We start from the raw sequence: 12,978 nt of genomic DNA, 5'->3' as shown, positions 1-12,978 counted from the left end.
TGCTTTCAGCGAAGGGTGGTGGTGCGGGAAAGGGAGGCGGCGAACTCCATGAGCTCCAGGACGATGTCGCCGAAGCGGGCGACCCGCTCGTCGGCCTCGCCGTTGACGTGGCGCGCGACGCTCGCCTCCAGGACGATCGCGAGCTTGAAGCGGGCCAGGATGACGTAGTAGTCGATCTGCGAGACGTCGCGTCCGCTGACCCGCGCGTAGTGCTCGAGCATGTCGTCGCGAGACGGCATGCCGCTGTAGTCGAGGTAGCGGGCGTACTTCATCGCGTCGCCCTCGGGCGGCCAGCCGACCAGGACCCAGCCCAGGTCGAGCAGCGGGTCGCCGATCGTCGCCATCTCCCAGTCGATGATCGCCGCCAGCTCGGCCGGGGCACCGTGGCGGTACATCACGTTGGCGAACTGGTAGTCACCGTGCATGATGCCCGGTTCGAAGGTCCTCGGGGTGTGGTCGCGCAGCCAGGCGGCGGCCTCGTCCAGTCCGGGCAGATCGCGGAACTTGTACGCCGACAGGTGTGAGAGCCAGCGGTCGACCTGCCGCTCCAGGAAGCCGTCGGGCTTGCCGAAGCCCTCCAGCCCCTGGGCCTTCCAGTCGACCCTGGCCATCTTGGCGGCGCCGTCGGCGAGCTGGATCGCAAGCTCGCCTCGTGCCGCCAGGTCGGTGTCGAAGGGTGCGGCCCAGCCGCCGCCCATCGGGCTCCACCCGTCGACCAGGTCCATCAGGTAGAACGGCGCGCCGATGACGTCCAGGTCGGAGCTGACGCCGCGGAAGGTGGCGTGCGGGACGTCGGTGCCGCTGAGCGCCTGGAGCAGGCGGGCCTCACGTAGGAGGACCTTCGTCCCGGTCTCGACCTTGTGGCCCGACGGGCGACGCAGCGCCATCTTCGCGCCGCCTCGGGTGACTGCGTACAGCTCGTTCTGGGAGCCGCCCGAGAGGGGCGAGACCTCCGCCAGCTCGCCGGCGCCGGGCAGGCCCTCGGCATCCATCCACCTGCTGAGTGATTCGATGTCCATGCCTGGAAAGATAGTTACCCTCCTGGCAGAATACAATTACTCAGACCGCGAGACGAGACGAAGGAGCCTCCGTGCCACCCAGCCCGGCCAGTCCCCCGACGGCGGCGACCATGCTCGCCGCTCGCATCCACCGGCTCGGTTCGCCCGACGCGGTGCAGCTGGACACCGTCCCTCGACCCGCGGCGGGTCCCGGCGAACTGCTGGTCGCGGTGCATGCGGCGGCGGTGAACTTCCCCGACACGCTCATGATCGAGGGCCGCTACCAGACCGAGACGCCGCTCCCCTTCACCCCGGGTCACGAGTGCGCCGGCGTCGTCGCCGAGGTCGGCGCCGGGGTGACGGGATGGGAGGTCGGCGACCGGGTGGCGTTCCTAGCCCCCGGCACCTTCGCCGAGTACGTCGTCGCCCCTGCGGCCGCGGCGGTGCGGGTGCCGACCTCGGTCGGTTTCGCGGAGGCGGCCGCGACCTGGGTCTGCCACCTGACGGCGTACCACGCGCTGCGGTCGGTGGCGCAGGTCGCTGCCGGGGAGACGGCGCTCGTGCTCGGCGCGGGCGGCGGACTGGGGCTCGCCGCGGTCGAGCTGGCCTCGGTCCTGGGCGCCACCGTGGTTGCCGCCGCCTCCTCGCCGGAGAAGCTCGCGGCCGCGCGCTCCCGCGGGGCCGAGCATCTCGTCGACTACACCGCGGACGGGCTGCGGCAGGGGCTGCACGGCGCGATCGGCAAGGGAAGGATCGACGTGGTGCTCGACCCCGTCGGCGGCAGCCTCGCCGAGGAGGCGCTGCGCGAGATGCGATGGGGCGGCCGGTTCGTCACGCTCGGCTTCGCGAGCGGGGACATCCCACGGATCCCGCTCAACCTGGTGCTGCTCAAGGGTGTGAGCATCAGGGGCTTGGAGGTGCGTACGTTCCCCCAGCACGCCCCCGAGGCATCGGCCCGCGACCGGGCCGAGCTGACCGACCTGTGGGCCGCCGGACGGTTCCACGCCCTGGTCGGCGCGACCTTCCCTCTCGACCGGACGGGCGAGGCCCTGGCGTACGTCGCCGGCCGCCGGGCCGTCGGCAAGACCGTCATCACCGTGCGCCCCGGATGAGCACGTCGGGGTCGGCCCGCGCACAGGACCGACCCGACGCTGCCCGCTCCTCTCAGGCCAGCTGGAGCAGCATGCAGCCGGCCTCGGGACCACCCCCGACCCCGACGGCGGCGAGCGAGACGTCCTTGGCGATCTGCCGCTCCCCCGCCTGTCGCCAGAGCTGGGCACAGGCCTCGTGGACGAACCCATAGCCGTGGAGCCGCCCCGCGGAGAGCTGCCCACCGTGCGGGTTGATCGGTAGCCGGCCGTCGAGGCGGTAGTTCTCCTCGTCGTCCAGGAACGGCCCGACCTTGCCGTGCTCGGTGAAGCCGAACGCCTCGATCCACTGGGTGCACAGGTAGCTGAAGCCGTCATACAGGGTCGCGAAGTCGACGTCAGCAGGGGTGAGCCCGGTGGTCTCCCACATCGAAGCGGCGGCGTCGTGGGCGGCCATCGTGGTCAGGTCCGCACGCTGGTCCCAGCTGTGCCGCTCGTAGAGCGCCGCACCGGCCGCCGCGATGGAGATGGCCGGGTTGGCGAGCCCCGCGGACGCCTCGCGCCGCGACACGATGACCGCTGTCGCGCCGTCAGCCGGGATGTCGCAGTCGTAGAGCCCGAAGGGCCACGACACCATCCGGGCGCCCAGATAGTCCTCCATCGTCATCGGCGTGCGGTAGATGGCGTCGGGGTTGAGCCCGGCGTTGGCACGCGAGTTGATGACGAGCTTGCCGATCTGCTCGCGGGTGAGGCCGAACTCGTGCATGTAGCGCTGGGCGTACATCCCGATCCAGTTCGCCGGTGATGCCGCGCCGAACGGAACCCGGAACTCCGAGTGGCCCCCGGCGCGCACCGACTTGGTGGTCAGTGCCGCGGCCCGGCCGCCGGCCTGCGCGGTCGCCTCCCAGACCGAGCGGAAGCAGAGCACGTGGGTGGCCCGCCCCGAGGCGACCGCCGCGGCCGCATCGAGCAGGGTGCCGATCTGCCCGGAGGTCTCCACTCCGCTGACGTGCCACCGTGTGCGGAGCCCGAAGGCGTCGCGTACGTCATGGGTGATCGCGCCGACGAAGCCGCCCTCGGCGGCGACCGGGCCTGGGTAGCTGGCCACACCGTCGATGTCGTCGAAGGTGAGTCCGGCGTGGGCGACGGCTCGCTCGGCCGCCTCCAGGGCGAGGTCGATGCCGGTACGACCGATCCGGCGGCCGATCTGAGACTGTCCGACGCCGGTGATGACCGCGCGGTTCTCCACGAAACTCATGCCGTCACCGGCCGGAACATCGGGAGGGCGACGTCACCCTGCTGGTCGAACACGACCTCGACCGGCATGCCGACCTCGACCGCATCGACGTCGACGTCGACCAGGCAGGTGGTCAGCCGCAGGCCCTCCTGCTCCTCGAGCTCGACCATCGCCACGGCGTAGGGCGGCGGGAAGGCCGGGAACCACGGGTGGTGGTTGATGGAGTACGCCGCCACCCGAGCGCGCCCGGAGGCGACCTCGGGGGACACATCGCGGCTGCGGCACTTCCAGCAGGCACCGACCGGTGGGTGGATCCACTGGCGGCACTCCTGGCAGCGGTTGATGCGAAGCTCGTTCTCGAGCCCTCCGGTCCAGAACTCTCGCGAGTCGGGCGTGACCTCGGGGAGCATCCGCCCCTGTGGTTCTGTCATGAGTCCTCCGCCTATCGTACTTGTACTGACTGTCAGATAATCCACGCAACAGCGCGGAACCACCACGATCTTCCGATACATTCAGTCGTAAAAGTTGTGATCACGGCCACACTATCCCAACATCTATATGTACACTCAGTCAGAAATCGAGGTGCGGTACGCGCCTTCCAAGACGTTGAGAGGTAAGCATCGTGGTCGGTGTAATGAACGGAATCCGGGTTGTCGAGGTCGCGGCATGGACGTATGTGCCGGTGGCCGGAGCCCTGATGACCGAGTGGGGTGCGGACGTACTGAAGATCGAGCACCCGGAGGTCGGCGACCCCCAGCGCGGCCTGGTGACCTCGGGCCTGGTCCCGGCCGGCGGCGTCTCGCACATGTTCGAGCTGCCCAACCGCGGCAAGCGCAGCGTGGCGCTGGACCTGAAGACCGAGGAGGGCCACGAGCTGCTCATGAAGCTCGTCGCCACCGCCGATGTCTTCCTCACCAATTTCCGCCCCTCGGGGCGCAAGAAGCTGCGCATCGACGTCGACGACGTGCGCGCGGTCAACCCCAACATCATCTACGCCCGCGGCTCGGCGGCAGGCCAGCAGGGCCCCGAGGCGGAGCGCGGCGGCTACGACCTGACCTCCTTCTGGGCGCGCACCGGCATCGCCTCCAACGTCAGCCCCGACAGCCTCGGCTTCCCTGTGACCATGCCCGGCCCGGCGTTCGGCGACGTGCTCGGCGGCCTCGCGCTCGCCGGCGCCGTCAGCACCGCGCTCTTCCACCGCGAGCGCACCGGGGAGGCCATCGAGGTCGACGGCTCGCTGCTCGCGACCGGCGCCTGGGCGATGGGCGGCACGATCGCCGGGGCACACGCCTTCAACCAGAAGGTCTACCCCAAGCACACCCCCGACCGCGCCCCCAACCCCCTGGTCAACTCCTACCGCACCGCCGACGACCGCTACGTCACCCTGGTGATGCTGGAGTCCGACCGGTTCTGGCCCGAGCTGACCACCGCCCTCGGGGTGCCTGAGCTGATCACCGACGAGCGGTTCGACACCCATGCCAAGCGCGGGAAGAACCACGTGGAGGCAATCGCCGAGCTCTCGGCGGCGTTCGGGAAGAAGACGTACGCCGAATGGGAGCCGATCCTGGAGAAGCTCAACGGCGCCTGGGCCAAGGTCCAGCACCCGATCGAGGTGGTCGAGGACCCGCAGATCGTCGCGAACGGCTACATCGCCGACCTGGAGGACCACAACGGCACGCCGTTCAAGCTGGTCTCATCGCCGGTGCAGTTCGACAACGCGCCGGGCGAGACCCGCCGCTCCCCCGAGCACGGCGAGCACACCGACGAGGTGCTCGGCGAGATCGGCCTGTCGATGGAGGAGATCATCGAGATGAAGGTCAGCGGCGCGATCCTCTGAGCCGGGTCAAAGGCGGGAGGAGACTGGCCTCCTCCCGCCTTTGCTCACACCGCGTCGGGGTTGCGGACTTCCAGCCCGAGGAAGCGGCGGGCGTTGTCACCCATGAAGTCGTAGGTGCGCTTGACGTCCATGCCCTCGGCGTACTTCCAGAAGCCCTTCGGCTCGGTCAGGCCCTCGGGGTGCGGGAAGTCGGAGCCGAACATCACGCGGTCCCAGCCGACCGTCTCGACGACGTCGGCGACCGAGCCCTCCCAGAACGGGCTGATCCAGATGTTGCGGCGGAAGACGTCGACGGGATGCTCGGGGAACGCCTGCGGCATCTTCTTGTAGAAGTCCTCGTAGTCATGGAAGAGCGGGTGCAGCCAGGCGCTGCCGTTCTCCACGCTGGCGATGCGCAGCTTCGGGAACCGGGTCAGGGTGCCGTGGCAGATCAGGCTGGTGATCATGTCGGTGATCTCGCGGTGGCCCAGGGCGATCCACCTGAACGAGCTCATCTCGGTGAAGACCTTGCTCTCCGGCGGCTCCCACATGTTGATGTAGGAGTCCAGCGGCGGCTGGCTGGCGTGCAGTACGACCGGCAGCCCGGCGGCCTCGACGGCGCGCCAGAACGGGTCGAACTCCGGGAGCGCGGGCGAGCGCCAGCCCTTCCAGTCCCGCACCGGCGCCGGCTTGATCAAGATGACCTTGGCGCCGTTGGCCAGGACGTACTCAAGCTCCTTCATCGCCTCGGAGAGGATGCCGAGGTTGATCACCGGCGTCATGAACAGCCGGTCCTCCTGGGTGAATCCCCACGTCTGCAGCATCCACTGGTTGAGGGCGTGGATCATCGCCGCGCACAGCTCGGGGTCATCGGCCGCGGAGTGCTCGACGAGGTTGGCCAGGGTCGGGTAGACCATCGCCTGGTCGACCCCCTGCCGGTCGAGCGCGTCGATTCGCGGGGCAGGCGCCCGGAAGGAGGGCGCGGACTCGATGATCTGCTCGCGGGCCATCTGCGTGAGCGTCTTGCCCTCGCGGTTCTCCGCGGCGAAGAACTTCTCCCACGCACCAGGTGCCGCGACCCGGTCGAAGGTCGGGTTGGGGATGTAGTCGCGAATCTGACCGAGGATCGAGATCCGGGTCTGCCGGCCGACCTGCACGAACTGGACGGCCGAGGCGTATTTCTCGGGCAGATACCTGGTCAGCGCGTCGGGCGTCTCGTACATGTGCGAGTCGGCGTCGAAGATCGGCGCGTCCTTGAACTGGTCGGCGTCCTGGCCGGGCGCGACGGGAACGGGTTGCGACATGGCGATCCTTTCGAGGTCAACACCGGTACGACTGAGGCTAGGTGCAGTTGACACAAGTGTCAACTGGCTTCAGACCCCGTTCCCCGAGCGACATCTGGACATGCCGGGCGACATTGTTGACTTTTTCGTCAACTACGGAGTTCAATGACAAGGCCGACCGCCACCGCCGGTCCGAGCTCCGCCGGCCTCCGTGCTGCCGTTGAACTCCACCGGTGAGGTCCGCGGCGTTCCCATCCGGACCGGACCTGGAGAACCAACATGAACAGTCGACGCCTCTTCGCCGTCGCAGTGGCCGTGACCAGTCTTGCGCTGTCGGCCCTGGCGACGCCCCCGACGAGTGCTGCATCGCCCACACCCACCGACGGTGGTTACACCTCCTCGATCACGAGGACCGAACACGTCACGACCCGCTACGGCAACAGGGTCACCATCGAGCTCGAGCTGCCCGCGATCGACGGCAGAGCCGCACCCGGGAGGTTCCCGGTGGTGGCATGCCTCTGCTACATCACCGACGTGGACACCGAGGGACTCTCGCTTCCCAACGGTCAGATGTCCGACTTCGTGAGAGCCGGCTATGTCGCCGCCACCGTGCGTGTCTCAGGCAGTGGCACGAGCGAGGGAGGCCCGTGGAACCTGGCCGACCCGAAGTGGCAGCGGGAGAACTACGACGCGATCGAGTGGCTCGGCACGCAGCCGTGGTCGACCGGAAAGGTCGGCACCGTCGGCGAGTCGGGCAACGGGATGAGCCAGATCTTCACGTCCCAGCTGAGGCCACCACACCTGACGACGATGATCGTGACGGCATCCGGAGCGGACAGCTATGACACCTTGATGCCCGGTGGCATGGTGAGCCTCCAGATCGCAGCGTTCGCCTGCGGCATCCCGGGTGCGGCGACGAACCTGCTCAACGGGCTCCCGGTGCCCGTGCTCAACAACTCGCGTCCAGCGGTCTCCGTCGACGAGGTCAAGTACCTGCTCGAGGCGAATGCGAAGAAGGTCCGCAAAGGAAACAACCTCAAGCCCTTCTGCCCGCTGACGCAGGGCTGGTACCAGCACCGGACCAGGGACTCCTTCTGGCGGGGCGGTCCCCTGGCGAAGGTCGACAAGGTCACCATCCCCGTGTGGGCCTGGAGCGGCTGGGACGACATCTTCAACCGTGCGATTCCCAACCTGTACGGCACCGTCGGCTCCCAGCAGAAGATGCTGGCGATGGGGCTGAACTCCCACGAGGCGCCCGGAGGCTCCTTCTTGGTCCCCGACCCGGCGGGCGGCGACGGCTTCGACCAGCACAAGCAGGCCATCGAGTGGTTCGACCATTTCCTCAAGGGCAAGCAGAACGGCATCGTCGAGCGCGTCAGGAGCGGACGCTTCGAGTACTACCTCAACGGGGCCTGGACCTGGCAGAGCGCACCGACCTATCCGATCCCAGGCACCGACTACACGAACTACTACCTCGACGGCGACGCAGGGATCTCGCGCCGGAGCGGCGCCGTGAGTGTCGGCAAGGCACCGACCGAAGACGGTTCGGACACCTACCTCTACACGCTCGCCGACGGCCTCAAGCAGTTCGCCACCGGACCGACCGAGCTCACCGACAACCTGGTGAACCCGGTCGACCCCAACAACGCGACGAACGACAACGCGGTCTTCAACAATCTCACCAACGGCGATCAGCGACTCGGACTCGGCAGCGACACGGTGAGCTACCTGACACCACCGCTGACGCGCGACGTCGAGGTCACGGGGCCGATCTCGGCGAGCCTCTTCGCCAAGACCAGCTCGCCCGACACCGACTTCGTGTTCCGGATCGCAGATGTCTTCCCGAGCAGCCCTGCGAAAGAGGCCCAGCCGGGCTTCTGGAAGTTCGTCACCTCGGGAAACCTCCGTGGCCAGTTCCGCAGCTCCTTCACCGGCTACCAGAAGCTGACGCCGATCCCGAAGGGAGCGGTGGTCAGGTACGACATCGAGGGCTACCCGACGTCGTACCTGTTCAAGAAGGGGCACCGGATCGCCTTCACCATCCGCTCCTCGAACGCGCCCCGGCTCATGCCGAACACGCATCCGGCGAAGGTGACCATCATGCACGGACCGTCCTACCCGAGCTCGGTCAAGCTGCCGGTCATCCCGGCCGGCCTGACCACGCCGATCGAGGTCGACTAGAGGCTGGTACGGCCGGCGGCGCGATCCTCAGGTCGACAGGATCGTGACCGCGGCCGTGCCGGGGGCGCCGTACAGCTGGGCGTAGCCGACCTTGGCGCCCGCGACCTGGCGGCCCCCAGCACGGCCACGCAGCTGGTTGGCCAGCTCGTAGATCTGCCGCAGCCCGGAGGCACCGACCGGCTCGCCGTTGGCGAGCAGGCCGCCGTCGGTATTGACCGGGAGTCGGCCGCCGATCTCGGTGGCACCTTCAGCGATGAGCTGCTCCTGCTCACCGTCGGCACAGAAGCCGTTCTCGGCCAGGTGGATGATCTCCGAGCCCGCGTCGGTGTCCTGCAGCTGGATCACGTCGACGTCCTCGGGGCCGATGCCCGCCTGCTCATAGGCCGCGTTCGAGGCGTACACCGTCGGGCTCGGGACCGACTCCAGCGGCAGCGACGGGCTGAGCAGCTCGAAGGCGCCCTCCCGGCGGGAGAACAGGGTGCTGGCGCGCAGGTAGATCGGAGTGTCGGTGTACTTGTGGGCGATGTCGGCGCGGCAGAGCACCACGGCCGCCGCGCCCTCGTCGGGGCCGCAGTACATGTATTGCCGCAGCGGCCAGTTGAGCACCGGCGAGGCGAGGATCTCCTCCTCCGCGATCGGTTTACGCCGCCAGGCGTGCGCGGTGCGCTCGCCGTTGCGGAAGGCCTTCGCCGCCACCTTGGCCAGGGTCTCGTGGCTGATCTGGTGGTCGTGCATGTAGCGGTTGATCTTCAGACCGAAGAAGTGCGTGGTCAGGAAGAGCCCGGCCTCGCCGTACCAGTTGGGCAGGCCGGAGACCGAGGGGTGATCTGAGAAGGCGCCGCGCGGGTGCTTGTCGAGGCCGACGGCCACGGTGAGCTCGTGGTCGCCGAGCCGGATCGCGTTCGCCGCCTGGGCCAGCACGGTCGCGCCCGAGGCGCAGCCGGTGAACGTCGCCCGAGCGGGGATGCCGGTCATCCCGAGCAGGCCGGTGATCGCCTCCGGGTTCTTGACCTCCATGCTCGAGGCCCACAGTGCCTGTACGTCGCTCCAGCCGACGCCGGCGTCGGCGAGAGCGTCGATCACGGCGTCCTCGCCCATCTCCAGGGCGGACTTGCCGTCGTAGCGGCCGAAGGGGTGCAGCCCCACGCCGATGATGGCGACCTCGGGCTCAGTCATCGGTTGCTCCCGTTCCCGCGTCGGCCACCGGCGCGAACGCGTAGATCATCGTCTGGTTGCCCGCGGCGTCGGTGCCGAAGGGCACGATCCGAAGCTCCATCGGCTGCCCGATCGACAGCATCGAAGGGTCGGGCTCGGTGAGCCGGGCCTCGATGCGCAGCGCACCGGGCAGCTCGACGTATCCGACCGAGAACGGCTCGAAGCTCTGGGGGTCGTCATCACCTGCATACGGCGGGGCCGGCGGCCGGAACCGCTGGGTGGTGAAGGCCCACAGCGTGCCGCTACGAGGCAGCTCGACCTTCTCCAGCTCCTCGCGCACGCCCCCGACCAGGCGGTGGCTGCGGTAGGGGAAGACGAGCTTCCCGTCGGAGGAGCGGCCGGCGATCAGAGCGGGCTGGTCGGTCGGCCAGGTGAACAGGTCCTCTGCGATGGGCACCTGACTCATGGGGCATTTCCTTCCCGGGCGCGGACCCGTGACGGTGACGGAATCGGGATCGTCCTGACAACCAAGTAGAGCAGCAGTTGACACTTTCGTCAACAAGGTTGTCAAGCCGGATCGGCGGGACGGCGCACCTCAGACCTGGGGCGGGTCACCAGCTCGGCGACCACGCCGTCGGGGTCAGTCAGCACGACCACCGTGAAGCCGCCGGTCGGGGTGTCGACCATGGGGATGAACTCCGGTTCGGCGACGCTCCACCCGAGCCCGCGCAAGCGCTCGACCGCGCCGGACACGTCCTCGACGGCCAGGGCGATTCGATACAGACCCTCGGAGTTCGCACGCATGCCGTGCGGAACCGCGTCGGCGTCGAGATCGAACTCGAGGGAGAACGTCGGATCCTCGGCCACGCCGAGCGAGACCCCGTCAGGACGTACGTCACCGACCACCCGCCAGCCGAGCTCCGCGAACCAGGCGATCGTCCGGTCCAGGTCGGTGCTGACGAGGCGAGCATGAGAGAGCCTGCCGCCATCCCGTCCCTCGCGCGGCTCCGCACCCGGGTCGATCTCGACGATCTCGACCGGAACCCCGTCAGGACCTTGGGTCAGTACGCCCTTGCGCGACCGTCCGCGGACATAGACCTCGATCGGGTCGGCGTCCACCCCGGCCGGAAGGTCAGCCACGTCTGCGACCCGGATGCCGAGGCCGGCGAAGCCCGCCGCATGGCCGTCGGACAGCGCGGGACGCGGTGCGGTCGCGGGCTCCTGCCATTCGACGAGCTCCACGGCCGGCGCCGCGCGCGGGCCGCGGGCGTCGTACTCGAACCAGGTGTCGGAGACGGTCCGTCCCGGGATGCCGAGCGCGCTCCCGTCGGTGTCGTCGCTGGTCGAGCGCATCCGCAGCGTGAACCCGAAGCGCTCGTAGAAGGCCGCGGACCCGGCAGCGTCACGGGTGTTGACGTTGCAATGCAGGACTGCGTGCACGCCGGTCGTTGTGGGCGGTGGCTGCGATCGATCGCTCATGGCTCCTCGATTCGGACGGAAGTAGTTGACACTTTCGTCAAGATACTACTCCGAGCGCCGCCCTTTGCGCGCGAATCGACCATGGAAAGACGCACGGAGGGCGCCGCCGATGTCGGCGACGCCCTCCGTGCGCATGCAGTTCAGCTGGTCCGCGGGAACCGGAACAGCTCCCGAGCGTTGGTCTCGGTGATCTTGGTGACCTCGGCGTCGGGCACGTCGGCCAGCACCTCGGCGGCCCGCTTGCGACTGTTGGGCCAGTTGGAGTCGGAGTGCGGGAAGTCGATCTCCAGCATCATCTTGTCCACGCCGATGACGTTGCGGTTCTTGACCCCGAAGTCGTCGTCGATGAAGCAGCCCCAGATGTGCTTCTGGAACAGGTCCGAGGGGCGGGCGTCGAAGTCGATCGGCTGGTAGTAGCGGTGCCGCTCCCAGACGAAGTCGCAGCGCTCCAGGATGTAGGGGATCCAGCCGATGCCGCCCTCGGCGAGGGAGAACTTCAGGTTCGGGTGACGCTGCAGCGCCCCGGAGAAGAGCAGATCGGTGGTGCTCCACATCAGGTTGGACGAGAACAGCGTGATCGCGACGGCGAACGGGGCGTCAGGCATCCGCTGCAGGCCGTCGGCGGTCGCTTGCATTCCCGAGAACGAGAAGCCCGGGACGTACGCGCTGGAGCCGAAGTGCATCGAGAGGACCATGTCGGTCTCCTCACACAGCGAGAAGAACTCGTCCCATTCGCGGCTGTGGAAGCTCGGCAGGCCGAGCGGCACGGGGCTGTCCGGGAACGAGACCGTTCGCGCCCCCTTCGCCGCAACCCTGGCGACCTCGGCCTTCATCAGCTCGATGTCCCACAGCGGCAGGATCGCCAGCGGGATGTAACGGTCCGGCGCGGTCGCGCACCACTCGTCGATGTGGAAGTCGTTCCACGCCTGGACGCACAGGAGCGCCAGCTCCTTGTCGGGGGCACGGAAGAACGTGCCACCACCGAAGCCGGGGAACGACGGGAAGCAGAGCGCGGACTGGACGCCGTCGGTGTCCATGTCCTTGACCCGGGCAGCCGGGTCGTAGCAGCCAGGGATCATGTCCTCATAGCGCACCGGGTCCATCCCCCACTCCTCGGGAGGCTTGCCCGCGACGGCGTTGAGGCCGATGGTCGGCGAGACGATCCCGTCGTAGTGCCACAGGTGCTTGCCGTCGGTCTCGATGATCCGCGGCCCCTTCTCCCTGAACTTCTCCGGGAGCCGGTCCTGCCACACCCGTGGGTGCTCGATCAGGTGGTCGTCGACCGAGACGATCTGGTGGTGGTCCTGCAGTGGCATCTTTGCTACTTCCTCTCGCTCCCCGTCGTGCAGATGCGATCGAGCGTATACCCTATTTGACAGTTGCGTCACCACTAGATACAGAGGCGATCGAGATGACCCTGCCCGACCCGGACGAGCTGCTGACCCGAGAAGACGAGGACGACCATGACCTGCTCACCTACGGGGAGGCCGGCGTACGTCTTCAAGAGGCCGTGAGGGCCCAGCGAGACCTGGTGAAAGGCCTTGCTGACGAGGGATCGAGCGAATTGGCGGTTGCCCGGGCCCGCCTCGGCGAGCTGGAGGAAGCGGCCGCCCGCAACGCCCGTCAGCCGATCAACGACGAGAACTTCGAGCGCTTCTTCGGCTACCGAGGGAAGGCCGTACGCAACACCTGAGCCGCGTACCCGCGGGCGTCGATAGCCAGAGAATCTGGCGTAATCGTC

Annotated in this window: 12 protein-coding genes; 4 read left to right on the top strand and 8 right to left on the bottom strand. The window is 68.3% G+C overall.

Annotation, left to right across the window (positions count from 1 at the left end):
- Positions 1-5 precede the first annotated feature (5 nt).
- Positions 6-1,019, bottom strand: a complete 1,014-nt coding sequence (locus ABT304_RS13845; protein WP_350715949.1) for a phosphotransferase family protein — start codon at positions 1,017-1,019, stop codon at positions 6-8.
- Between the two features lie 71 nt (positions 1,020-1,090).
- Here ABT304_RS13845 and ABT304_RS13840 point away from each other — a divergent pair, with 71 nt between their 5' ends.
- Positions 1,091-2,110 (top strand): NADPH:quinone oxidoreductase family protein, encoded by a 1,020-nt coding sequence (locus ABT304_RS13840; RefSeq protein WP_350715947.1) that lies wholly within the window; start codon positions 1,091-1,093, stop codon positions 2,108-2,110.
- Positions 2,111-2,162: 52 nt separating this feature from the next.
- On the opposite strand, the gene ABT304_RS13835 is transcribed toward ABT304_RS13840, so the two are convergent.
- Both ABT304_RS13835 and ABT304_RS13830 read right to left on the bottom strand, forming a co-directional pair.
- Positions 2,163-3,344, bottom strand: coding sequence for a thiolase family protein (locus ABT304_RS13835; protein WP_350715945.1), 1,182 nt, complete (start codon positions 3,342-3,344; stop codon positions 2,163-2,165).
- Positions 3,341-3,754: a Zn-ribbon domain-containing OB-fold protein gene (locus ABT304_RS13830; RefSeq protein WP_246321493.1), complete on the bottom strand. Its 414-nt coding sequence runs from the start codon at positions 3,752-3,754 to the stop codon at positions 3,341-3,343. The genes ABT304_RS13835 and ABT304_RS13830 overlap by 4 nt, the downstream gene beginning before the upstream one ends.
- Before the next feature lie 203 nt (positions 3,755-3,957).
- Here ABT304_RS13830 and ABT304_RS13825 point away from each other — a divergent pair, with 203 nt between their 5' ends.
- The gene (locus ABT304_RS13825; protein ID WP_350715943.1) at positions 3,958-5,160 is read left to right on the top strand and encodes a CaiB/BaiF CoA transferase family protein; all 1,203 of its coding nucleotides are present in this window, start codon (positions 3,958-3,960) and stop codon (positions 5,158-5,160) included.
- A gap of 44 nt (positions 5,161-5,204) precedes the next feature.
- On the opposite strand, the gene ABT304_RS13820 is transcribed toward ABT304_RS13825, so the two are convergent.
- Positions 5,205-6,443, bottom strand: coding sequence for an amidohydrolase family protein (locus tag ABT304_RS13820; RefSeq protein ID WP_350715941.1), 1,239 nt, complete (start codon positions 6,441-6,443; stop codon positions 5,205-5,207).
- Positions 6,444-6,701: 258 nt separating this feature from the next.
- Here ABT304_RS13820 and ABT304_RS13815 point away from each other — a divergent pair, with 258 nt between their 5' ends.
- Complete coding sequence (locus tag ABT304_RS13815; RefSeq protein WP_350715940.1) at positions 6,702-8,603, top strand: CocE/NonD family hydrolase; 1,902 nt, start codon at positions 6,702-6,704, stop codon at positions 8,601-8,603.
- A 27-nt stretch (positions 8,604-8,630) separates the two neighbouring features.
- Here ABT304_RS13815 and ABT304_RS13810 read toward each other — a convergent pair whose 3' ends face one another.
- From ABT304_RS13810 to ABT304_RS13795, 4 genes are all read right to left on the bottom strand, one after another.
- Positions 8,631-9,779 (bottom strand): thiolase family protein, encoded by a 1,149-nt coding sequence (locus ABT304_RS13810; RefSeq protein WP_179658686.1) that lies wholly within the window; start codon positions 9,777-9,779, stop codon positions 8,631-8,633.
- Positions 9,772-10,224: a Zn-ribbon domain-containing OB-fold protein gene (locus ABT304_RS13805; protein WP_350715938.1), complete on the bottom strand. Its 453-nt coding sequence runs from the start codon at positions 10,222-10,224 to the stop codon at positions 9,772-9,774. Before ABT304_RS13805 ends, ABT304_RS13810 begins: the two co-directional genes overlap by 8 nt.
- Before the next feature lie 101 nt (positions 10,225-10,325).
- Positions 10,326-11,237 (bottom strand): VOC family protein, encoded by a 912-nt coding sequence (locus ABT304_RS13800; protein WP_350715936.1) that lies wholly within the window; start codon positions 11,235-11,237, stop codon positions 10,326-10,328.
- 140 nt (positions 11,238-11,377) lie between these two features.
- A complete protein-coding gene (locus ABT304_RS13795; protein WP_350715934.1) occupies positions 11,378-12,553 on the bottom strand; it encodes an amidohydrolase family protein in 1,176 nt (391 codons plus the stop codon).
- 95 nt (positions 12,554-12,648) lie between these two features.
- Here ABT304_RS13795 and ABT304_RS13790 point away from each other — a divergent pair, with 95 nt between their 5' ends.
- Positions 12,649-12,930, top strand: coding sequence for a hypothetical protein (locus tag ABT304_RS13790; protein ID WP_350715933.1), 282 nt, complete (start codon positions 12,649-12,651; stop codon positions 12,928-12,930).
- Positions 12,931-12,978 lie beyond the last annotated feature (48 nt).

Source organism: Nocardioides sp. NPDC000445 (genome assembly GCF_040300245.1).
In the GTDB taxonomy this organism is placed as follows: Bacteria; Actinomycetota; Actinomycetes; order Propionibacteriales; family Nocardioidaceae; genus Nocardioides.
The sequence above is the reverse complement of the archived record's forward strand: the minus strand, read 5'-3'. Positions and strand labels throughout refer to the sequence as shown.

Coding starts and splice junctions, on each gene's coding strand:
- ABT304_RS13800 (WP_350715936.1), bottom strand. CDS start 11,237: ATGAGCGATCGATCGCAGCCACCGCCCACAACGACCGGCGTGCACGCA.
- ABT304_RS13810 (WP_179658686.1), bottom strand. CDS start 9,779: ATGACTGAGCCCGAGGTCGCCATCATCGGCGTGGGGCTGCACCCCTTC.
- ABT304_RS13845 (WP_350715949.1), bottom strand. CDS start 1,019: ATGGACATCGAATCACTCAGCAGGTGGATGGATGCCGAGGGCCTGCCC.
- ABT304_RS13805 (WP_350715938.1), bottom strand. CDS start 10,224: ATGAGTCAGGTGCCCATCGCAGAGGACCTGTTCACCTGGCCGACCGAC.
- ABT304_RS13835 (WP_350715945.1), bottom strand. CDS start 3,344: ATGAGTTTCGTGGAGAACCGCGCGGTCATCACCGGCGTCGGACAGTCT.
- ABT304_RS13790 (WP_350715933.1), top strand. CDS start 12,649: ATGACCCTGCCCGACCCGGACGAGCTGCTGACCCGAGAAGACGAGGAC.
- ABT304_RS13815 (WP_350715940.1), top strand. CDS start 6,702: ATGAACAGTCGACGCCTCTTCGCCGTCGCAGTGGCCGTGACCAGTCTT.
- ABT304_RS13795 (WP_350715934.1), bottom strand. CDS start 12,553: ATGCCACTGCAGGACCACCACCAGATCGTCTCGGTCGACGACCACCTG.
- ABT304_RS13820 (WP_350715941.1), bottom strand. CDS start 6,443: ATGTCGCAACCCGTTCCCGTCGCGCCCGGCCAGGACGCCGACCAGTTC.
- ABT304_RS13830 (WP_246321493.1), bottom strand. CDS start 3,754: ATGACAGAACCACAGGGGCGGATGCTCCCCGAGGTCACGCCCGACTCG.
- ABT304_RS13825 (WP_350715943.1), top strand. CDS start 3,958: ATGAACGGAATCCGGGTTGTCGAGGTCGCGGCATGGACGTATGTGCCG.